Source organism: Myroides odoratimimus (assembly GCF_038039805.1).
Lineage (GTDB): Bacteria > Bacteroidota > Bacteroidia > Flavobacteriales > Flavobacteriaceae > Flavobacterium > Flavobacterium odoratimimum_B.
Genome location: NZ_JBBPHK010000020.1, coordinates 1 through 21,252 on the forward strand (window position 1 = coordinate 1; position 21,252 = coordinate 21,252).

Genomic DNA, 21,252 nt, shown 5'->3' on the forward strand with positions numbered 1-21,252 from the left:
GCAATGATCAGACAATCGACCTAGATAAACTAGTTAAGGCCAATGAGACAGTAACAAAATTAGTGGATAATAAAGATGGATCTTATACTTACTATAATGAAAAAGAAATAGATTCACAAGGAAATGAAATTACAGGTTTAGGGTTGACTTTTAAAACAAATGATGGTTATTCTTTAAGTGATATTGCTAGTTATAATAAAAGTCTAGCAGTTAATAAATCTTATAATTTTGGAGAAATAGTAGGTGAAAATATAACCTCTGAAGGAGAATGGCGTTATAAACCTAAATCAGGTGTGGATTTTAATACTGCAATTTATAGCGTTAGTTTTAAATCAAATGCTCAAAAGTCTACAAAAAAATATGTGCATTTATCAAATATTATAAAGACTACATTTGAAACTATAAATGACTTTACAGTAAGGAAAAATTCAGCTGCAAAAGTTGTAGTTACTATATCTATAAATAATCAAGTAGTAGCTTCTTATAACGAATACTTGTCTTTGCCTTTAGGGGGGGGAGATCCTATTTTAATAAAAGATACAAGAGATATTGAAATAGATGCTGTAGAGTTGCAAGAAACTAATAATAAATTAGATATAAAAGTTTCTGTTGAATCATCAACATTTATGTATAACAAAGGAGCAGAAAACGGAAATTTTGCAGAAGGGAACGCTAAGTTGATGACTTTTAGTGTAGAGGATTTATCATTCCAATTATTCGAAAAATAGAGAAAGTCATGAGAAAAATACATTTATATATAATCTGTTTTTCTCTGTGGAACTTTGCTGTGTTTGGGCAGGAATCTGTAGAAGAAAAATTTATCAATCAAGGAGAGTTGATTGTATTAGAAGGAGGAATCTTAAGTATAGGTTATAATTTTGAGAATAGTATTTCTGGAAATTTCGAAAATAAAGGAGAGGTTTATTATTATGATCATTTTAAAAATGACAATCTTTTTTATCCAGGTACTTTATCAAAAAAGGCAAAAGTATATTTTCATCCCAAGAAAGAATTAATAAGACAAGAAATTTTAGGACAAAGTGTTAGTGAATTTCATAATGTAGAATTTAGAACTGATAATTCTAACCAAAGTTTTTTACTTGGTAATGAAATTAGTGTTAAAGGAGAATCCAATTTTATTTCAGGAATCATAAAGGTTTCTGAGCAAGAAGGCATGTTTACTTTTTTGTCTAATTCTAAATCAATAGGCGCCTCAGATAAAAGCCATGTAGAAGGGTATGTAGAAAAACAAGGTAAGGATTCCTTTATCTACCCAATTGGGGATAGTGGCTATTATCGTCCAGCAAAATTATCTGCATCTTCTAGTGAAAAAGATTTATATATGAGTAGATATGTCTATTCAGAGGAAGATTTTTTCTTAGATAAGTCTAGTAAATCGGGAGTTATAGAGGATTTGAATACAAAAGAGTATTGGGAAATAAAACGCTCAGACTCTAGTTCAGGGAATGTATTATTAACACTAAGTTGGGATGATCGAACCACTCCATCAGAATTGTTGACAAACCCAGAGAAAGAATTACACATTGTACGTTGGGATGCTAAGCAACAGCTTTGGGTAGATGAAGGAGGAGTAGTTGATCTATCAAATAAAGAGATAACAACAGTTTCAGGTTTAAAAGGTTATGGGTATTTTACTCTAGCAAGGGTAAAAACAGATTTACTCTTAGAAGGAGATTTAGTTATCTATAACCTAGTATCTCCTGATGGAGATGGAAAGAATGATTATTTTATCATTGATAATATTAATCGTTATCCTAACAATACAGTAGAGATTTACAATCGATGGGGAGTTAAGGTATATGAGACGTCAAATTATAATAGTTCAGATAATGTATTTAGAGGTTATTCAGATGGACGTGTAACAGTGGAGAAGTCAGATAAATTACCTTCAGGAACCTATTTTTATATAGTTACTTATGAATATAAAGATACTCAAGGCTCTCGTATGATTAAAAAATCAGGGTATTTACATTTAGAAATGGACTAAAGTTAGAATTATGGAATTGAAAAAGAGAATTATATTACTTGGGATGAGCCTACTAGGGGTAGGCTTAATCCCTTCCCTTTACGCTCAACAAGATCCACAGTATACCCAGTATATGTATAATACTAATATGATCAACCCAGCTTATGCAGGGAGTCGTGGAACACTGAATGTGTTTGGGATGTATAGAACACAGTGGGTAGGACTAGATGGAGCACCTAAGACAGCGAATGTATCAGTGTCAACACCTCTTGGAGAAAGTGGTTTAGGATTAGGAGTTAACTTTATCAATGATCGCATTGGGGCGATGGATGAGAATAATATCTCTGTAGACTTAGCTTATGCTATTGACTTAAATGAGAATTACAAATTAGCTTTTGGTTTGAAAGGAACAGCTAATTTATTAAGTGTTGATTATACAAAGCTTAACATCCACAACCCTACAGATCCTGTAAGTCAAGAGAATATTAATAATAAGTTTAATCCTAATATTGGAGCAGGAGTTTATTTATACTCTGATAAAGCATATGTAGGGTTATCAGTTCCGAACTTCTTGACTACAGATCGCTATGATGATAACGATATCACGACTATGCGTCAGAAGATGCACTTTTACTTAATGGGAGGGTATGTATTTGATGTGAGTGAGAACTTGTTAATTAAGCCAGCAGCTTTAGTTAAGGCAGTAAGTGGAGCACCATTACAGGTCGATTTAACAGCTAACTTTTTGTTCTATGACAAGTTTACATTAGGAGCAGCTTATCGTTGGGATGCATCAGTGAGCGCCTTGGCAGGATTCCAAGTCAATGAAAATCTATTTGTAGGTTATTCTTATGATTTTGATACTACAACGCTTCGTCACTATAATTCAGGTTCACACGAGATCTTCTTAAGATTTGAATTATTTAACCGTCGTAGTACAATTAATGCACCACGATTCTTTTAGTTATTAATAATATATAAAAATATAGAAATGAAAAAGATATTTATTTTAGGAACACTAATGTTGTTGTCATCTTTTACTTATGCTCAACAAATTGAAAAAGGTAAAAAACCATTAGTAATAGATGAAAAAGTCGTTGAGATTGAAAGTAAAGTTTATTTAGTTATAAATAAAAAAGATGCACAGAAACTAAATACAGGAGGAACAACATATAACGCAAAGTTTGATGGAGCTGTAGAGGGAATAAATAAAGAAAAAATCAAGATAAGTAGCAATCAAGAAGAAATAATATTTCCTCCAAATAAGGTTTTTAGAGTAACAGGAGCTATTGGAGTACGCGGAGCTAACGCTTCAGGAATAGGGACATCTAATCCGGGATATATAACTAGTGAATTTCAGATAATTAGTGGAGGAAAATCTTTAGTTAGTACAAAAGGATATACGGAATCTTCAACAGAAACTTTCGATGATGGCGGAGTAACTCAACCTGTGATGATTTTAACATCAAATGAAGATGGAGCTCGCTTAAATTTGAAAGTTAGATATGGGGGAGGGCAATCAGGAACCAATGGATACTATCTGGCAGGGCAAGCTACCAATTCCACAGTAGGAACTTATATTTTGATAGAAGAATTATAATAAACGTAAATATTATACAGACCAATGTTTAGTGTTTTTTGCATATTTTTAATGTATAAAAAATACAATTTATTTAATGGGTTTTAATAACTACAAGAATAATGTGATTTATCTTAAATAACCTCCTAAAAGGAGGTTATTTAATTATATATATATTTAAATATACAATTTAAAACAAATAATTTTTTTGTTTTGTAAATAAATATTTTTTTAATTAGTTATAATTATTACAATATTTATTGTTAAATTTAAACTAAATATTTTTTAAAATTTAATTGTATTATGAAACAACAAAACACCTTATTTTCAGAATTGAACTTATTAAGGGGAAGTGATCAATATCCTTCACAAGAAATCAAAGAAAGACTAGTGGATTTGTATCTTCCAGGATCTGTATCAGATTTAGCCATTAACTTATCTAATATTACCTCACAGTTCTATGCCTTGCAATTGCAATTAATCGGGCAAAGACATGGGGTAGATCAAATAAGAGTACATTCAGAAGCATTATTCTATGATCTAGGAAGAGTAAAAGCACAACAAGCCCTAGATAAGGATCCTGATATGGATAGGGATTGTAGATCATTGATCTTAGTGGCTATTTCTGCCATTTATACCTCTAGCCCAGAGTTTAAGTTTCAAGTCAAAGATTATACTCCAGATTATGCAGTTATTGAATTAAAAGGGGCAGATCGTTATCACAGGGCGGCTAAACTCTATAAAATCGATCAGTATCTAAGTTTTCCTACTTTAATTGCTTTTATGGAAGGAATTAAAGATTATCTTGGATTAAATCATATTGAGGTTCAGGTACCTCAGTGTTCTTATGATCAGCATTCAAATATAACATGTACCTATATATTTAAACAAAATCGTTTATAGCATGAAGAATATAAATGAATTTATAGGGGAGAGTTATCCGTATCTATTTGAACTAGATAAACTAATTATAAACCAATCCAGTGTAGAATATACCACAACTAGTTCTGAAAATCAGTTTAAGGAATTTAAAAAGATAGGACAAACTGCCGCAACACTAGCTAGTATATCATTGCTACAGGATATGGGGATCTGTGAGAAAACCTTTTTTCTAGCTGAAAAAATTCGAATAAGAAAGATTAGTAATACCATAAGGGATCAAGAGTTAAGATACTGCGCTAGAACTGTTTGTTTTTCAGAGCGAAAAGGTAAGGTATTATTAGATATTTTTGATACTCAGTCACAATTGGTTTATACTTCTGAACTAGAATATGTGGTTTTTAATCAGAATGCTTTTCAGCAAGTTTTTAGTGGTTTTTATACCCAAAGGATCCCTGTTAAAAATGACCTAGTATATCAAGAAGTGGAAATTGATTTAGGAGGTAAGCCAGCACATTTTAATATTGATATTCCAGCATTTACCATAGAGCATTGTAAAGGTCACTTTGATAATTATCCAATTGTTCCTGGGATTTTTATAGTTGGTAGATTGTTAGAAGGCATTGAAAAATTCTTCAAACTTCATGATAAAGAGTTTCAAAATAAAACTTTAGTGGTAGATAACCTGGAAACATTTTTAAGAACAGCCACCCCTATTAATAGATCCTTGCAATCTTTGGTTACTTATTATCAAGTATCAAGAGATAGTTATTTGTTTGTTTGCCCTGTTGGTGATAAAAACACAGAGTATGGTTATTATATCATTACTATAAAGCTTTATTAAATTAAGCTACAATGTAGCCTTTAAACAAGAAGATTATTTTAAGGTAAACTCAATGTTGATATTCTAGGGTATTTACCTTTTTAGTTTAGACTTGTAGTTTTATGTATTAATTTTTATTATTAATAAGATGGTTATAATTGGTTTTGGAAAAGTATTTTTCTAAAACCAATTATTTTTAAAATCAAAAAACACATCAATTATTACTAATGATGTGTTTAAAAATACTAATATTTGCAAATTTAAAGCGAACTTAGATGTAAAAATTACTTCTAATATTATGCTCTTTTTACATTTATGGCATTGAAACCTTTTTGTCCTTTCTCTATGTTATATGTTACATTATCACCTTGTCTAATGTCTTCTTCTAAACCTGTAGCGTGAACAAAAATATCTTCATTTCCATTTGTTATAAATCCAAATCCTTTTGTTTCATTGAAAAATTTTACTGTACCTTCTTGCATAATCTTAATTATTAGTTTAATATTTTAATTGTCCCTAATAAAGTATTTACTAGGGATTTTATCTTAGATAATTTATTCTATACCCCTCTTAATTTATAAACTAGAAGGCTTTTTTTTAAATAGTTGAAGGTATAGTTGTAATATCCATCCATTCATACTTTTTGATATAATCATTTCTTCTAAGGTAAGATCATTTCTATGATCTTGGTGTTGTATTTCTATTCTATTCATATATATTGTTATTGGCTTGAAATTCTTTGTGGAATTCATAACCTATTTGTTTTTTATAATAAGATAATTTGGCTATTTAGTATAACTAAATGAATCTTTTTGTGTAAATATTTATTGTATTAGTTGGATTTGTATTACTTACTTTAGTTAGATATAATCTTCTTAAATGCGTTGTGCAATCTAAACTCAATATTATAAATAAAGTATTAACTATCTAACTTTTTAATATGTTTGTTAAAAATAATATTAGTGGTTAGGTTTAAGTATTTTATAAGTTGTAAGACATAAAAACACCTAATAAATGGTTGTTTTTTTATTCCTATTATATAGAAGGAGTATTTTTTAGATACTTTAAAAGATGTTGATTAAATTGAAAAAGAACAACTTATTTAAATCATCAATTACTTTTATTAAAAGAGGATAAATATTTAAAATCATACAATGTCTATTTTTTATTTACTTTGATACAGTAGAGGTGTTGTATAAAAGATAACCATGTTTTGAGTACATGAAATTTTGCTTAAAAAAATAAAAAAATGATTTTTTTAAAAGTGCTATTAAATAATAGAATTTATTTTATACTGAAGTTTAAAGAGTAATAAATTCTTAATATAGTGTAGAACTACTAAAGTAAATAATCAGCTGTTATTTTGATAAAAAAATTAGCCTATTCATATTTACATCGGCAAATGTAAGTATATTATTTGTAATAAAAAAATATTTTTCATTATTTACCTAAATATAGTCTACCTATAAACAATAAGAACGTTATAATTGGTTTTGGAAAAAGTGTTTCTCTAAAACAAATTATTTTTTAAAACCAAAAGCGTTATTTTATTTACGATAAAGCATACTTTGGTAGAATCATAGATTATAGAAGACACTTGATGAAAAATAAAATTATAATAGGACTTATAATAGTGTTGAATCTTTTTGTTATTGGTTATTATACTAATTTGCAACAAGAACAAAAAGTGCTAAGCAATTACACTACAGGGTTTAAAGGAGTAGTTGTAGAGAAATTTAATCCTCGTGAAAAACTACCTCATACCTTTTTAAGAATTAAAATTCAAGATGATAAATTAATCAATGTATATCCCACTACTATCATTGGAAGTTATGCCACAGTTGGAGACAGTATTATAAAAATGGAGAACTCAAATAAGTGTATCGTCAAGAAAAGTAATGGAGTGATAGAGCATTTTTCTTTTGAAGGTCAGTATATTGAATTTTTAAATGAGTAAGATAAAAATCAACAATTAGAAATAAAGATTACACAGATGAAAAAAACAAAACCGCTTGTAAGTAAGAGCTTTAAAAATTTATCAATACTATTTTTTACTTTGTTTACTTGTCTGCTGGCTTTTGGTCAAAACAACCAGATTAAAGATGTTATTTTAGTGGATGCGACACAGCTTAAAAATAAAGACAAAATTGCACAGCTTGTTCTGTTTAACGTTAAATAGTACTGCTGAATGGATTTCTTTCAATGAAAATAAAGAAAATCGGCAATGTTGTATATTCCTGTGAAAGTACACCATCATTCCGACATAGTACACCAGTTAGACTACCTCTTAATAATCTTTTACTTCACTGATATTATCAGATTTACTAAATTTTTCTTGTTCTTAGAGATTTTCTTTTTAAAGTTAATCGATGTGTAGAAGCAGTCAGTCTGTCAAGTATGACGTCTGCTAAAGTTGGTTTATCAATAAAGTTATACCAATTCTCAATAGTTAGTTGAGAAGTTATTATTGTACAACTCTTTCCATAGCAATCTTCAAGTATATCCAGTAGTGTTAATCTAGCACCTGGAGTTAAAGGTCTAAGTATAAAATTATCAAGGATTAATAGGTGTTGATTAGATATGTACTTAATTCATTTAAGGTAAGTACTATCTAATCTTGTTTGAGCTAAATTTTCAATAAACTTACTCATACTAAAATAAGGGGTTTTCTAATCTAGCATACAAGCCGATCTGCCTATATAGTGCAAGCTAAGAAGCTTTTTATCTTAGCCCCTACAAATTACTTTAATTTTGTTGATTAAAGTTTAGCCCTAATACATTTTTATTTTCTTTTTTAGTGATTAAGGGTAATTGATAATTATCTTCAATACACTTATCTATTAAGTGGTTAGAAGCTAAATTTATTTTTCTTAAAAAAAAATGATTATTAGATTTTATTTTTTTTAGAATTAATTCAATTGGTTCGCTTTTTGAAAATAATATTCTTTGGTCATGATTGATTATTATACGTTTGTAATCAGAGTTTAATAAGATTGTAGCAAAGAATGAATTAGAAGGCAATAATGATTTTGAATATAATTCTATATAATGGTCAACTTGTTTACTGTAAGAGAGAAAAGCACATGAATCTCGGGTTAGTATTAACCATGTATTACTCATATAGGGTATGATTGTATTTTCAGTAAAAGTAGCTTTTTTTAGCGCGATTAAGCCGCTGTAGTTATACTTATTACTATTATAAGTATCTAGATCGTACCTACTTTTATCATAATAGATAAAATAATTATGCTCTTTATTATTACTTAAGTATTCACAAATTCTGTATTGAGATTTTAAGGGGTAATGATCATCAGTTAAGTTAATGTAATAGTCCCATTTAGCGCTGACATTTAATAAGTATTGCATCGCATTTAATTGAATTTTGTATTTATTATGACTATCTGTTTGTAGATAGAAACTATCTAGTATGTATACATTTGATAAGTGGACTATGTAGGTTTGAATCATGTTTTTTACCTCTATAGAACAAGTATGATCGATATAAATAAGATACAATTGATCTTTGTTGTATAATTTTTTAAACATAGTTAAAAAATGATCTGGATTGTATTTTATGGTAATAAAATAAGCTACGGTAATTAATTTATTTACTGTATTATTTTTAGTTTCAAATTTCAATTCGGGATAATTTTTATCTTGGTTAGTTGCCATTGGTTATATCTGATATTGTTTTCAATAATTTAGAATTGTATCATTTATATAAGATGTAAAATCTTAATTATAAATAACATATGCAATATAGTGATTATATTCAGGTAAATTTTATTGTAAAAAAATTAAGTGATAGAATATGAAAAATAACTGTATTATATAAACATTATTTTTTATTATATAAATCTTAAAAGCTTAAAAACTCTACATTTACTAAATAGTAATTAAGCTATAATAAAATTCTTTATTATGAATAATAATAATAATAAAAGATTGGAAGTACTTAGAATTTCAAATTGGGATGAATCGTCAAAAAAGTTAAAAGAGCAATTTTCGCAATTGACAGACGTTGATTTGAAATATGAAGTGGGAAAGGAGAATGATTTATTAAATCGTCTTGAGAAGAAAATTAATAAAAAACGCTCAGAAGTGATTGATTTAATCAATAAATATGAAAAACAGAGTAAAGTGTAACTTTTTTTTATAAAAGCGCTTTAATTTAACTATTAGTGCACTTTAGGGTGCACTTTATTTTTTAAATTATGTTTATCTCAGTTAAAATTTGAATTATGCAAAGTATATTGTTCCGTCTTCACCCAGAAATAAATCAATTATTATGGGGAGGTCATTTATGGACAAGTGGTTTTTATGCAAAATACAATAGGCTTGTATGGGAATAAAGAAGTGATATGAGAGTATATAGAAAGCCAAGGTAAGTTAGATAAAGATTATCAGAAAGTATATACTGTACAACTTACTCTGTTCTCACAATACCTCTTGGGGTTGCTCCAAGGTTATTTTATTGAATGTTATATAGAATCAGGGTAAGAAAAACAGGCATTGGTATTGAACGATAAAAGTTTTTTTTGATATGCTTACCTTTTTTTGATCAATTTTTTTTGGAGAATCTCCGCTGTAAGATTTAACTAAATAGGGTTTTGTTAGAAGAGGAAGATTTATATAGATCTTCCTCTTTGTTTGTATAGTTTATATGTTAATTCGTTTTTTTTAACTATTACCATCAGATAATCAATTCTTTAGGTTACCTTTAGATAAAAGTTCTTAAGTATGAAGATTTTCATAAAATACATGGTGAGTTTTCGCTGTAAGATGATAGTGAAGATGGTATTAGATAAACTCGGAATCATTTATGGTAGTGTAGATCTTGGTGAAGTTGAATTAAAACAAGAACTTACCAATGAAGAGTTTATGCAATTAAAAAAGGCTTTACTTCACACAGGATTAGAACTCATAGAGAGTAAACGAGCTATTTTGATTGAGAAAATTAAAAAAGTAGTAATCGAAATGGTCTATGGTGATATAGATGTTTTAAAAATAAAAAAATCAGATTACATAAGTAAACAGCTAAATTATGATTATACTTATCTGGCTAATATATTTTCTGAGTCTACAGGTACTACAATAGAACAATTTGGTATTGTTCACAAAATTGAACGAGTAAAAGAACTCCTGATTTACGATGAATTGAATCTATCTGAGATTGCCTATAAGCTTAACTATAGTAGTGTAGCACATTTATCTGCTCAATTTAAAAAAGTTATGGGGTTGACTCCAACTTTTTTTAAAAAGCTTAAAGATAAAAAAAGGATAAATCGCGAAGATGTGTGAATGATATAATAGATAATGATTATTATGTAATTATTTTATCATCAGTAATTTATATTTTTGTGTTCTAGTAATTAAACTATAATACAAAAAGGAGATATTGACAAGAAAGATAAAAAAATAAAGCTTTAACTAGTAGTTCACAAAATGAAATCACGAATTATCGTGAAGTAGCTAGTCATTTAGAATCAGCTGTAAGATATCATTTAGATGCTGCGAGACATTATGAGGATAGATTGGTTGAAAAGTTGTAGAATGTAATACTAAGGCACAAGCTTGTACAGAAAAAGCAATCAGTAAAACTGGTAAAAAAATATGTACTAGCCTTTAAGGAGAAGTAAACAGAATATCAAATTTTAATACTATTAATTCTTAGCCATAATAAATAAAACATAATTATTAACTTGTTACTTCTTTAAAAACCACTTGATATTTGTTGTGATCAGGTGGTTTTTTGATTATTGATAAAATTAAATTCTAGCAAAAAAATTTCCTATACCATGATTATAAACTCTTTGACAATCAATAAGTTTTAATTTGTAAAAGATAATAAAGATGAACGCATTAGTAGAAAATATTGATTTTAGTATTTATATTGAAGAATTTAAGAAGCAATTGAAATATCTGTTTCGAGAAAAGTATAATTATAATGCTATGGGACTTACTCGTGATTTTCCTGTTGAATTAGTGGATGAAATTATGGATCTAAACCCCTTATCTGTAGCTATTCCTAAGGTCTATGGAGGTAGGGGGGTAAAAGTAAAGGAATGCCTGCAAATTCTCTCAGTAGCTTCCTATGAATCTTTACCTCTTTCGTTGATCTTTGGGATAAATATCGCTCTTTTTTTGGAACCTTTAGCTAAATACGGACAGGTTAGTGTTCAGCAAAAGGTGTTTAAAGAGTTTATAGAAAACAAAGCAATGGGGGGATTAATGATTACAGAAAAAGCACACGGAAGCGACGCTTTGAATATGAAAACAGCTTTTGAGCAAAAGCAAGAGATGTTTTATATTAAAGGACAAAAACATTGGCAGGGTCTAAGTGGTGTGGCTGATTTTTGGATTGTAGCGGCTAGAGAGAGTAAGCTAAATGGAGAATTAGCAAGAGATATTGATTTTTTTGTTTCTGAAAATAACAAAGAACATCAACATATTCCTATGGTTCACCGTTATAATAACTTGGGTTTATATGCTATTGCTTATGGTATTAATGAAGTTGATATAGTTGTTCCTAAGGAGCAAAAATTACTTAATGAAACAACAGGTATTAAATTAATGCTTGATACACTTCATCGAAGCAGGCTGCAATTCCCAGGTATGGGATTAGGTTTTATTAAAAGGCTTTTAGATGAGTCTTTAGCACATTGCCAAGAAAGACAGATAGGGGGCAAACCTTTGTTGATTATTGATTCGGTTAAAAATCAAATTGCAAAAATCCAAGCCGCTTACACGTTATGTTCTGGTATGTGCCTTTTTAGCGTTAATGCAAGCGGAATTGACAAAAATGTAGCTTTGATGAGTATTGAGGCTAATGTACTAAAAGCATTAGTCACAGATTTAATGCAAGAATCAGCTCAAATTAGTTTACAATTAGCCGGAGCTAATGGATATCGATTAGACCATATTGCCGGAAGATCTTTAGTTGATTGTAGACCTTTCCAAATTTTTGAAGGATCAAACGAAATGCTGTATACCCAAATTGCGGAGGGGATAATAAAATTGATGAGAAAAGCTAAAGAAACGAATCTATATGATTTTTTAAAGTCTTATGAACGCACGAGTTTGAGTGCTGAATATTTTATATCTCAATTAGATTTAAGTGTTGATAATACATTAAAACAACGAGATTTAATACTTATAGGTAAAATGATAGCTCGAGTTATAAGCTTTCAATTTGTCTTGATGCTAGAGGGGTTTAATATGCAACTTATAGAAATTACACGTCAAAGCCTTCTTTTAGATTTAGCTTCTTTCTATGGTCAATTTAATGTACAAAATGATGTAAATCCCATTTTAGATTATGAGATCAATTCAGATTGGACTACTTTTTAACAAAAATTAAAATCAAGTTTAAATATTGAATAATTGCAATGGTTTACTACATAATTTAAGAAACTTAAAATAAAGAAAAAACTTGATAAATAAAATGTGTAAATTATTTAAAATAATTTATGTTTTGTCGAGATATTAGTATTTAGTGTGTTAAATATTTGTTACTTGCATAATGTCTTTAAAAATAAAAACAATCTAGAGTATAAAGCACAGAGTTTCTAACAATTATGAAAGCTAATTTTAAAGAAAAACTTGGACTATCTAGGATTCGTTTAATGTGCTTATTTATTGTTGTTCTACAAAAAGTAAGGTTAGTGTATTTCTCTAAAATATCCACTGCATTTGCCTAGTGTGCAGAAAATTGCAGTAACTATAAGATGTGCTGAGCATTTTATATGTACAGTAGACTTTCAATTAGTGTGGGGTTCAAGACTGATCTTGATGCAATTAACTCTTCTGCCACTACAAGCCAAGAATTATGATCACCCCATGAATCGTTTATAAATACAATAGGTGTACCTTGCCCTTTTTAGAGGCTATAGCTAAATCAATATCACTAGTATTGATAAGATAAAGACGGGTATTTTCAATTGTAAAATATTCTAGTTCTGTTTTTGTTTATTTATAATTAAAGTTTTTAAAATCAGTGTCTTATTTTATGGTTTTAGCCACTAGCATATTGAGACATTTAGTTTATTTATTATGATGTAAAGATTTTCTTTTAAAATGAAAAAGACCACTGTAGGCTAAGTCTATATGTAAGTGGTCTTTTTTGGCTTTATTTTTAATTCCTATACTAGTAGTCCTTATCCATATAATCCTCAAGTGATTGTTTTAATTTATCTAAAAACATTGTTCTTGAGTAATTTCTTGTTTTCATCCGGTGAAAGGTATGATGAATATCATTCAGGTTAATATTAAAGTAGTTCTGAAATAGATAGGCTATTTTTCTTATTTCTAGTTCTCCTTGATTAATAGCTCTACTAGCATATAAAGCGTATATAAGTTCTATTAGTGCTGCTGAGGAATCAGACCAAGATAAGGCATTGTTTATGGTTATGCTTTTAGAAAATCTAGGAGATTCTATTTGATTTAATCTTATACTTAGATACTCATAAAGCAGCTTACTTGATAAAATACGAGAGAGTTTATAATCATAATATGTTGAGAATTGAAGATCTATTTCAAATGCAAAGCTGTTTACTCCTTTTAAAACATTGATATTACCTCTTGTGTAATATTCTATATCTTTATCTGTTCTGTGGCTTTTGTAGTATTTGTAGAACTCGGAACTAGTATAGTATAGCTTATATTCAGATGAAACTTGTTTTATTTTTTTTAAGTAGTATTGTTTTTGAGTTTTGCTTGCAGTATTGGGAGAGTGAGTTTCTATTTTATATATTTTGTTATAATACATTAACTTGGAGAGAATCTTGGGTTTAAGAATCTTAAAGAAATAGATCTCTTCTTCTTGATTTGAAAACCCATGGGTTATAATCATTTGTTTTTGCTTTTGTAAAATACGGCTAAGGTATGTGGTCATGTATTTAGCCTCTTTAATAATTTGACTTGGATCTAGAGTTAACTTTGACTCTTCTTTTAAGATTAAGTCTTGAGTGGTTTTGCTGTTGAGTTGTATCATAATTTATTTATTATTGGTTAATCTAAGGGGTAAGAAATAAATTACTATAAAGTTGTTTTATTATTTAAGGTTGTAAATTACTGATTTTAAGTGGTGTATGTGTTAAAATGTTTACTTATTGTGATTTTTAAGGTAATAAGTCTTAATTTGTAATGTTTTGTAAAACAATGAATTATGATTTTGTGTGATATTATAACAAAAGTCTCTTAGGATTTTCTTGTTATTCTGTAAAGCTTATTTAGGTAATGAGATTAGATTTAATTAAAGATTTTAGCGGTGTATTAAAGCAGTGTTTCTCTTTGTTTTTAGAGGGGTTAAATGATAAAACAGTTAATGATTTAGACCATGGAGTATTACAGCATGCTTGTTTTGTTTTTGATAAGCTGCTTTATTTTGTGTGTCTAAAAAAGTATTATGGATTAAATCTTAAATTATATCAAAATCCTAATGTAAAATCTTTTGTTGTTATTAAAAAGCAAAGTGCAAAGTGGGACATCTCAGGGATGATAAAAAGCGATAAGTTATTTGGACTAGAAAACTCCGAAATTATTGATTGGTTAGAAAATACTACACCTTATGATGTGTTGAGCTCTAAAAAAGTGATAAACCAGGTAATTGTTAAAAATTCAAATGCCGTTTTGTTATCAGGTTTTAGCATCAATATATCTTCAGTGAATCAGGTATTTTATATCTGGGGAATAAGAATTAAGATTAAACCAATTACTTCAGGGAACATTGTAATTAGCAAACAGAAAAGGATTTTGTATAAAAAATACTATCAGGATTATTGTTTATTAAAACAAGAAGACCCTAGTATTAGTTTAAAGTGGTATACCCAAGAAATAAATATGCACACTAGAACCTTTCAGCGCAATTTTAAAAAATATTTAGGTACTTCCTTTTATGATTATCATATTCAAAACAGACTCATTGAGTCGTTGCTTCTTTTAATGTTCTCTTCTTATTCTGTATCAGAGATTGCCTACAAATGTGGATATGAAAGTTACAGAGGTTATTTAAGAGCTTTTAATAAAGATCAAAAGTATCAACCTTTACATTATCGCAACCTTTAAGATATGATCTTAGAGTAAGAGATTTGTTATACAATAACAAGCTAAGCTGTAAATATTATTGCTAAAGAAGGCTTTATAGCAGTATTATAATAAGTTGATTTCAAGTCTGGAAGAGAATACCAAACAAGGATAGTATACATGTTTTTACAGAAGAGTTACCTTGATATATTATTGGATAAACTTATTTTAAAGGGGTATCGAGTAAGTCCTGTAAAAAGAAGTATCTCTTTTTATTTTAAAAGAAAAGAGTAAAGTATTAATGAGTGAGATTGAGCCACAAATAATGGCCCTTGGTAATAAGTCTTAACCTTTATTTTTTGTATTTGGCTAAAAAAATATAGCTAGATCTTTTGCATAAAATTATTTTTAAGAGGCTACTTAAAATAATATTGTTTTACTTGTTTTTGGTTTCAAATCTTTTCAAAGTAAACCTATTTGTCCTTTTTTATCATAAAATTGTCCTTTATACAGACACTTTTGTCCCTTTTATACACAAGTCTATCTATATAAATGATAGAGCTTTGTAAATCAATTTAGTAGATAAAAATAGCACAGTAACTACATTAAAGTGTTTTGCCTTTAGAATTCTAGTATTATTTATAGACTGTTTTATTATAAATACCTCGCGAGTTTTTTATAAAAGTGGTGGATTGATTTAAAAAGCTAAAGTAAATCAACTAAGTAGAAGATTTTTGTTTGTTAACCTTAAAAATGAGATTATATTTTAAATCAACTAGCAAAAGGCTAGTTGTTGTAACTAAAAACATTTATTATTATGAAAACACTAATTAAAAACCTACTAATGCCATTGGCCGTTTTTGCAATGCTAACAGTAGGTGCATTTACTATAAATGCTAGTGAAAAAACAGATAATGCTGTTAACACAGAATCTGTAACGGATTTAAAAGCAGATGATCCTTTTAGTGGAGATATTTATATTAGAACTTTAGACCCTATAACAGAAGAGTATGTCTTTACTAAAGTAGGTACAGTTGAAGAAGGTGATTGTACTCCAACTGAATTTGTTGAAAGATGTACAATTAAGATAGATGGTATAGATTATGATTTATGGGGAGAAGTAGCACCTAATGTATATTTACCTCTTTATAAATTATAAGAGTTTACAAAATTAATATTTAAAACGGTAAAAGGGGGAACTAAAGATCCCCCTCTTTTTATCTGTCTAGTAGGTACTTATCGAATATTTATTATAATCAAGCCCCTTTTTTATCCATGGGATGTTTTTCTTGTTTTTTAAATGATAATCAAACCAGTCTAATACTTTTATACTTATATCATTTTTCTCCATAGGAGTTGATAGACTAAAACCATGATTAACATTTTTGTAGAAAAGTGCTATAACGGGTTTTTGTTCTCTTTTAAGGGCTATAAACATTTTTCTAGTATTTTCCCAGTCAACATTATCATCTTGCAATCCTGTAAAAAGAAGCATAGCAGTTTTGGTTTTATAGGCGTTTAGTATAGGGCTATTGTTGTAATATTTTTCAGGATTTTCAGAGAATTTAACCATCATATTAGATTGAGATTTCTCAGCCATAAACCAATCAGGCATTCTTCTATAATAACTGTATCTAAACATCATCCCACCTATAAAATCATGAACACCAGCTCCAGATACAGATGCTTTAAAGATATCAGTAAGAACAGATACAGATGAGGATTTATAACCTCCGAATGAGTGACCTATTAGCCCTAAATTATCGATATCTATACTTGGTTCAATTTCTAGGGATTTGTTAACAGCATTAGTAACGCAGTCAACAGCGCTAACTCCTGGTCCTTCTTCAGTTACATACGTCTGTGCACTTAGAACGAAATACTCATTTTCGGTTAGTAATGAACTATTAAAACCAGAATCAGAATCAATATGTACAGGAATTGAAAATACATCTGGATCAGATACTAATTTTAGATCATATACTTGAACTATCATTGGATATTTCTTTGTAGGATCATAGTTTTTAGGATAGAAAAGGTATCCATGTAGCTCTTTATTAAATTTATCTGTGAAAGTGAAATCAATTCTTTTTCGCCATTTATACAGATCTTTATTAATATCAGATTCAATTAGTGTACTTACTTTTTTATTTTGAATGCTTAATATCTTCATTGGTAAATTATAATCTTCTATTGTAAAAAGTACAGTTTTATAATCATTACTAAATGTCTTATTTGATGTTGGTGTAAGTGATAAATTGGTTCTAGTTCTATAAATTGATTTTATTTTTTGTTTATCAAACATATATATAGTTTTGTTGTTTTGTTGTGTAGCTATAAAATAAAAAGGCTTGTTAGTATCTACATAAGAAGCATATGATGGTATTGACTCTTTGTTTATTAGTCTACCAATATGTACTTTGTCTGTTTTTTTAAATTGAGTTAGGTGTATAGTTTTTCTGTTTTCTAAATTATAAGAATGTAGATTGCCATTATAAGTATAAAAGATGTTTTTTGAATCTTGTGACCAAACAGGAGAAAAACCTTTGGTTAGATTATCTGCATCAAAGGAATGTTTTTCTAATGTTTTTATATTTAATACTTCCCATTTATCTTTAGTATAGTTAACTGGATATAGAATGTGTTTTCCATCAATAGATGGATAAAAAGGAGATTGAGAGGTCATCGATAATGACGTTACATTTTTTTGTTTATCTATATCGTATAATGAATATTCTATAGGAGGGAAGTAAGTATCAAAGTCTATATTTTTAAAATAATTATAAGATAATAGATAACCAGGAATACCAATATTTAAATAGTCTTTATCAATTTTTCTTTCAAGTGATGTGATAGTGTCTTGTTTGTTTTTATAAACAAAGGCTTTATAGATTTTTTTATACTTTGTTTTAAAAGTGCTAGGTAATAATTGTCTAGAATTTCCTTGCCATATATCTAAGTATTCACTCTCTGGTATAATCTTATCAGAATTGAACTGGTAGGAAACAAAAAGATCATTATTTAAAAAGAAGCTTAATTTCAAGTTTTCAATATCTTTATCTTCAGTAATATCTATAACTCCAGTTTTATTAGAGTTAAGATCTATTACATGGAGTTTATTGTCAATGTGTATAACAAAGCCATCTTGATTAATATTCCATTTTAATGTCTTTATATTGTCTTTTAAATCAATAATTTTATTTAGTGTAAAATCTTTTAGATTTATCTGTATTAATTCTTTCTGTTTGGTTATCACAACAAGTTTATTTGAATTAGGCGATAAGTAATATTTGTCTACTGCTTGAAGTGATAGTTCAGTTTTAATTTTCTTTAGATTCTCATTAAGTTTAGTGATGGTAAATTCACTGTTATTTTTTAAGGTAAATAATAGATTTAATTCAAGACTTGTATCAAACTTTGCTACCTCTTTAATTAGTAATGAATCATTGTGGTTTAAAGAAAAAATAGCAAGGTCTTTTTTGATGTTTCCAACAACTATTCCTTTGTTTAAAAATGATTTATAAAAATTTGAAAAATGTGTAAAATCTTTTTTTTCTTTTGTTGTTGTATTTACAAAGTATGTTTTATTAGGTCTCGGATTTTTGTTGTATCGTTTTCCCACAACAGCCCACTGACCATCAGGAGATAAAGCAGCAGGGGACAAACTACTCCATGTAGGATCATTAAAAAAAACATTTTTGTCCGTTTCTTGAGAGATTGTCTTTTGAAAAGAATAAAGGCAAAGAGTAAGAAGTACTAATATTTTTAATTTTATTTTCATTATTTTATAGGTAAAGGTTAATAATTGTATCATTTTTAGCTGTAAAGTCAATATGATTAGAATGTCCATCAGTTATAAGGATCTGACTATTTTTGGGTGATTTTAAAGAGAATTGACCATATTTATCAGTAAAATGAAAAGAGCTTGCTCCTTCAGTGTTATATAAAAAACTATTAACTATGTATATGTTTTCCAAAGGAGTCTTTGTTTTTTTCTTGTTTACTATTCCTGATACAGTTATTAGATTATCTTGATTAACAGTATTTAAAAAGTTATAGTAAGTTTGATATGCGGAAGGATTCTTTTTTTCAAAATCTTGAATTATTTGTTGAGGTAAAGGCTCTAGTTCTATGTTAATTATTTGATTTTGAGTAAGACCAGTAATGTGTTTTGGCTGTTTGTATAAGAATTTATCAGGTATAAGAGCTAGGGTATCATTTTTATCAATGGTTATTTTGTAGTATCCTTGTTTATTTACAAATGCCATTTTGTTCTGGCCATAAGCTATTTTTTTTCTCGGTGACTCTTCTTTTAGGAATTTTGTTATATCTTTTGAAAAAGCCCATTTATTTTTAATGTTTACAGTTGTAACACCCAAAGGAGCATTATCTGTGTTTTTAACTGTAATTTGCCCCTGTATAGTAATGCTACCATCAAGATTTTCAAGACAAGAGTTTGTTTGTGGTTGTTCTTTGGTATTTAATTGTTTGTCTTGGCAAGACAAGAAAATAAATAGATTAACAACACATGTAATTATCAATATTACTTTTGTTCTCATTTTTGTATGTTTTAAAGGTTAGTATCCTGGATTATTAGGAAGTAAGTTTTTGTTTATTTGTAATTGTTTATAAGGGATAGGAAATAAGTTGTGGTGAGGTTTAAAGTTTGGTTTTATGAGTTTTAAATCTTCAAGTAGATCAGTTATTTTTAAATCAATAAAGCGTCTAGCATTTTCTGTAAAGAATTCTTTACTGCTTTCTTCTAAGTAATTTGTTATAAATTCTTGACTACTTAAGGTATAAGGTAGGTTCTCTAAGCCTCTTTTTTCTCTTACAATGTTTAGCGTTTCTATGGCTTGTTTTGTGTTTTCTTGTCTAAATTGGCTGTAGGCTAACTGAAAGTATACTTGCTCGATTCTATAGAAAATTGAAAACTCATCTGTATTGTTTTGTTGATTTTTGTATTTGTATACTTGATAGAACTCTTGATTATTAATATTTATCTTTTTTAACCACTGTTGTTTTCGTTTATCACTACTATCAAAAAGACTTAGTAAGTGGTTACTCATGGTAGAGCTATTGTTTGTGAAATTAGAAAAAAGATAGAGTGATGCTTCTGATGTTATATCAGAGGCAAATCTTGGTGCAATTTGCCAAATTGTACTTTTTGCATCTTTTTTAAATGTTCTAGCTAGATTATCTTCTATGCTGTATAATTTTTGCTCTAAAATTAAGTGGGCAGTATTTTCTGCCTTGTCATATTTTTTCTGTAAAATATAGTTTTCAATTAGTAAAACCTGTGCAATGGATTTATTTATGTAGAATTTATTGGGATCTCTATATGAGTAATCTAGTAGCTCTATAGCGAGAGTAAGATCTGATTCTATTTTTAAAAGTATCTCTTGATAAGGAAGCTTTTGTAACGACTTATTTATGTTATAATCTGTAGATGTCGTATAGGGAATATCTCCATAGAGAATACTTAAGTAATGGTAATATAAGGCTCTTAGAGCATAAGCTTCTCCTAGTAACGGCTTTTTTAACTCTGCTTTTAAAAAAGTAGAATTGGTGACTCCTTCAATAAAAGCATTAATAGGATATATTTTTTGATAAGAATCATTCCACCATGCAGTTGTTCTGGAATGAGTATCTAAAATAGTGTTTTCATACATGTCTTTTGCCGCAGTTTCTGTACCTGTGTAGTTTAGTTCATCTGTAAAAAGACTAAGGTTAAAACTAACTCCTGTATTTGACTTATTAAAAATAGAGGAGTAAGATAAATCTAGATAAAGCCCATTTAGTGCTGATTTAGTTGTTGCTATATCTTTATAGATTTCCGAATGCTCTATTTTATCATTTGGCATATCTACTTCTATTTGATTAGTACAAGAAGTAAAAAGTAGGCCTACAAAAATAAAGGAGATTGTTATTTTATATGTATAGGTAATGTTTTTCATGATT

Annotated in this window: 21 protein-coding genes; 13 read left to right on the plus strand and 8 right to left on the minus strand. The window is 28.4% G+C overall.

The window, feature by feature from the left end:
- From AABL85_RS13705 to AABL85_RS13730, 6 genes are all read left to right on the plus strand, one after another.
- The coding region (locus AABL85_RS13705) for a hypothetical protein (protein ID WP_341310469.1) at positions 1-728 on the plus strand (728 nt) is incomplete at its 5' end.
- A gap of 8 nt (positions 729-736) precedes the next feature.
- Positions 737-2,008 carry a gliding motility-associated C-terminal domain-containing protein gene (locus AABL85_RS13710; RefSeq protein ID WP_341310470.1) on the plus strand — a complete coding sequence of 424 codons (1,272 nt, stop codon included), beginning with the start codon at positions 737-739 and terminating at the stop codon, positions 2,006-2,008.
- Positions 2,009-2,051: 43 nt separating this feature from the next.
- Complete coding sequence (locus tag AABL85_RS13715; RefSeq protein ID WP_423212987.1) at positions 2,052-2,951, plus strand: PorP/SprF family type IX secretion system membrane protein; 900 nt, start codon at positions 2,052-2,054, stop codon at positions 2,949-2,951.
- Between the two features lie 27 nt (positions 2,952-2,978).
- Entirely contained in the window at positions 2,979-3,587 is a 609-nt protein-coding gene (locus AABL85_RS13720) for a hypothetical protein (protein WP_341310472.1), read from the plus strand.
- Between the two features lie 282 nt (positions 3,588-3,869).
- Entirely contained in the window at positions 3,870-4,469 is a 600-nt protein-coding gene (locus AABL85_RS13725) for a hypothetical protein (RefSeq protein ID WP_341310473.1), read from the plus strand.
- 1 nt (position 4,470) lies between these two features.
- On the plus strand, positions 4,471-5,289 hold the full coding sequence (locus tag AABL85_RS13730; RefSeq protein ID WP_341310474.1) for a hypothetical protein: 819 nt from the start codon (positions 4,471-4,473) through the stop codon (positions 5,287-5,289).
- A gap of 275 nt (positions 5,290-5,564) precedes the next feature.
- Here AABL85_RS13730 and AABL85_RS13735 read toward each other — a convergent pair whose 3' ends face one another.
- Positions 5,565-5,750, minus strand: coding sequence for a cold shock domain-containing protein (locus AABL85_RS13735; protein WP_341310475.1), 186 nt, complete (start codon positions 5,748-5,750; stop codon positions 5,565-5,567).
- Between the two features lie 93 nt (positions 5,751-5,843).
- Complete coding sequence (locus tag AABL85_RS13740; RefSeq protein WP_162264448.1) at positions 5,844-5,981, minus strand: hypothetical protein; 138 nt, start codon at positions 5,979-5,981, stop codon at positions 5,844-5,846.
- Between the two features lie 887 nt (positions 5,982-6,868).
- Between AABL85_RS13740 and AABL85_RS13745 the strand changes: the two genes are divergently transcribed.
- On the plus strand, positions 6,869-7,225 hold the full coding sequence (locus AABL85_RS13745; RefSeq protein WP_341310476.1) for a hypothetical protein: 357 nt from the start codon (positions 6,869-6,871) through the stop codon (positions 7,223-7,225).
- A gap of 36 nt (positions 7,226-7,261) precedes the next feature.
- The gene (locus AABL85_RS13750) at positions 7,262-7,447 is read left to right on the plus strand and encodes a hypothetical protein (RefSeq protein ID WP_341310477.1); all 186 of its coding nucleotides are present in this window, start codon (positions 7,262-7,264) and stop codon (positions 7,445-7,447) included.
- A gap of 145 nt (positions 7,448-7,592) precedes the next feature.
- Here AABL85_RS13750 and AABL85_RS17425 read toward each other — a convergent pair whose 3' ends face one another.
- Positions 7,593-7,859: an ATP-binding protein gene (locus tag AABL85_RS17425; protein ID WP_425355298.1), complete on the minus strand. Its 267-nt coding sequence runs from the start codon at positions 7,857-7,859 to the stop codon at positions 7,593-7,595.
- A gap of 154 nt (positions 7,860-8,013) precedes the next feature.
- Complete coding sequence (locus tag AABL85_RS13755; RefSeq protein ID WP_341310478.1) at positions 8,014-8,940, minus strand: beta-1,6-N-acetylglucosaminyltransferase; 927 nt, start codon at positions 8,938-8,940, stop codon at positions 8,014-8,016.
- A 249-nt stretch (positions 8,941-9,189) separates the two neighbouring features.
- Between AABL85_RS13755 and AABL85_RS13760 the strand changes: the two genes are divergently transcribed.
- The 3 genes from AABL85_RS13760 (at position 9,190) to AABL85_RS13770 (ending at position 12,618) form a co-directional block, all read left to right on the plus strand.
- A complete protein-coding gene (locus tag AABL85_RS13760; protein WP_341310479.1) occupies positions 9,190-9,414 on the plus strand; it encodes a hypothetical protein in 225 nt (74 codons plus the stop codon).
- A 594-nt stretch (positions 9,415-10,008) separates the two neighbouring features.
- Positions 10,009-10,569 carry a helix-turn-helix domain-containing protein gene (locus tag AABL85_RS13765; protein WP_016649218.1) on the plus strand — a complete coding sequence of 187 codons (561 nt, stop codon included), beginning with the start codon at positions 10,009-10,011 and terminating at the stop codon, positions 10,567-10,569.
- A gap of 552 nt (positions 10,570-11,121) precedes the next feature.
- Positions 11,122-12,618: an acyl-CoA dehydrogenase family protein gene (locus AABL85_RS13770; protein WP_341310480.1), complete on the plus strand. Its 1,497-nt coding sequence runs from the start codon at positions 11,122-11,124 to the stop codon at positions 12,616-12,618.
- Between the two features lie 796 nt (positions 12,619-13,414).
- Here AABL85_RS13770 and AABL85_RS13775 read toward each other — a convergent pair.
- Positions 13,415-14,260, minus strand: coding sequence for an RteC domain-containing protein (locus tag AABL85_RS13775; protein ID WP_423212985.1), 846 nt, complete (start codon positions 14,258-14,260; stop codon positions 13,415-13,417).
- 245 nt (positions 14,261-14,505) lie between these two features.
- Between AABL85_RS13775 and AABL85_RS13780 the strand changes: the two genes are divergently transcribed.
- Positions 14,506-15,333 (plus strand): AraC family transcriptional regulator, encoded by an 828-nt coding sequence (locus AABL85_RS13780; RefSeq protein WP_341310482.1) that lies wholly within the window; start codon positions 14,506-14,508, stop codon positions 15,331-15,333.
- A 775-nt stretch (positions 15,334-16,108) separates the two neighbouring features.
- Positions 16,109-16,450, plus strand: coding sequence for a hypothetical protein (locus AABL85_RS13785; RefSeq protein ID WP_341310483.1), 342 nt, complete (start codon positions 16,109-16,111; stop codon positions 16,448-16,450).
- A 66-nt stretch (positions 16,451-16,516) separates the two neighbouring features.
- Here AABL85_RS13785 and AABL85_RS13790 read toward each other — a convergent pair whose 3' ends face one another.
- Genes AABL85_RS13790 through AABL85_RS13800 form a run of 3 tightly spaced genes read right to left on the minus strand, consistent with a single transcriptional unit; the run spans position 16,517 to position 21,248 of the window.
- Positions 16,517-19,072 (minus strand): S9 family peptidase, encoded by a 2,556-nt coding sequence (locus tag AABL85_RS13790; protein WP_341310484.1) that lies wholly within the window; start codon positions 19,070-19,072, stop codon positions 16,517-16,519.
- Between the two features lie 4 nt (positions 19,073-19,076).
- Positions 19,077-19,850, minus strand: a complete 774-nt coding sequence (locus tag AABL85_RS13795) for a hypothetical protein (RefSeq protein WP_341310485.1) — start codon at positions 19,848-19,850, stop codon at positions 19,077-19,079.
- An 18-nt stretch (positions 19,851-19,868) separates the two neighbouring features.
- Positions 19,869-21,248: a RagB/SusD family nutrient uptake outer membrane protein gene (locus AABL85_RS13800; RefSeq protein WP_341310486.1), complete on the minus strand. Its 1,380-nt coding sequence runs from the start codon at positions 21,246-21,248 to the stop codon at positions 19,869-19,871.
- Positions 21,249-21,252: the final 4 nt, after the last annotated feature.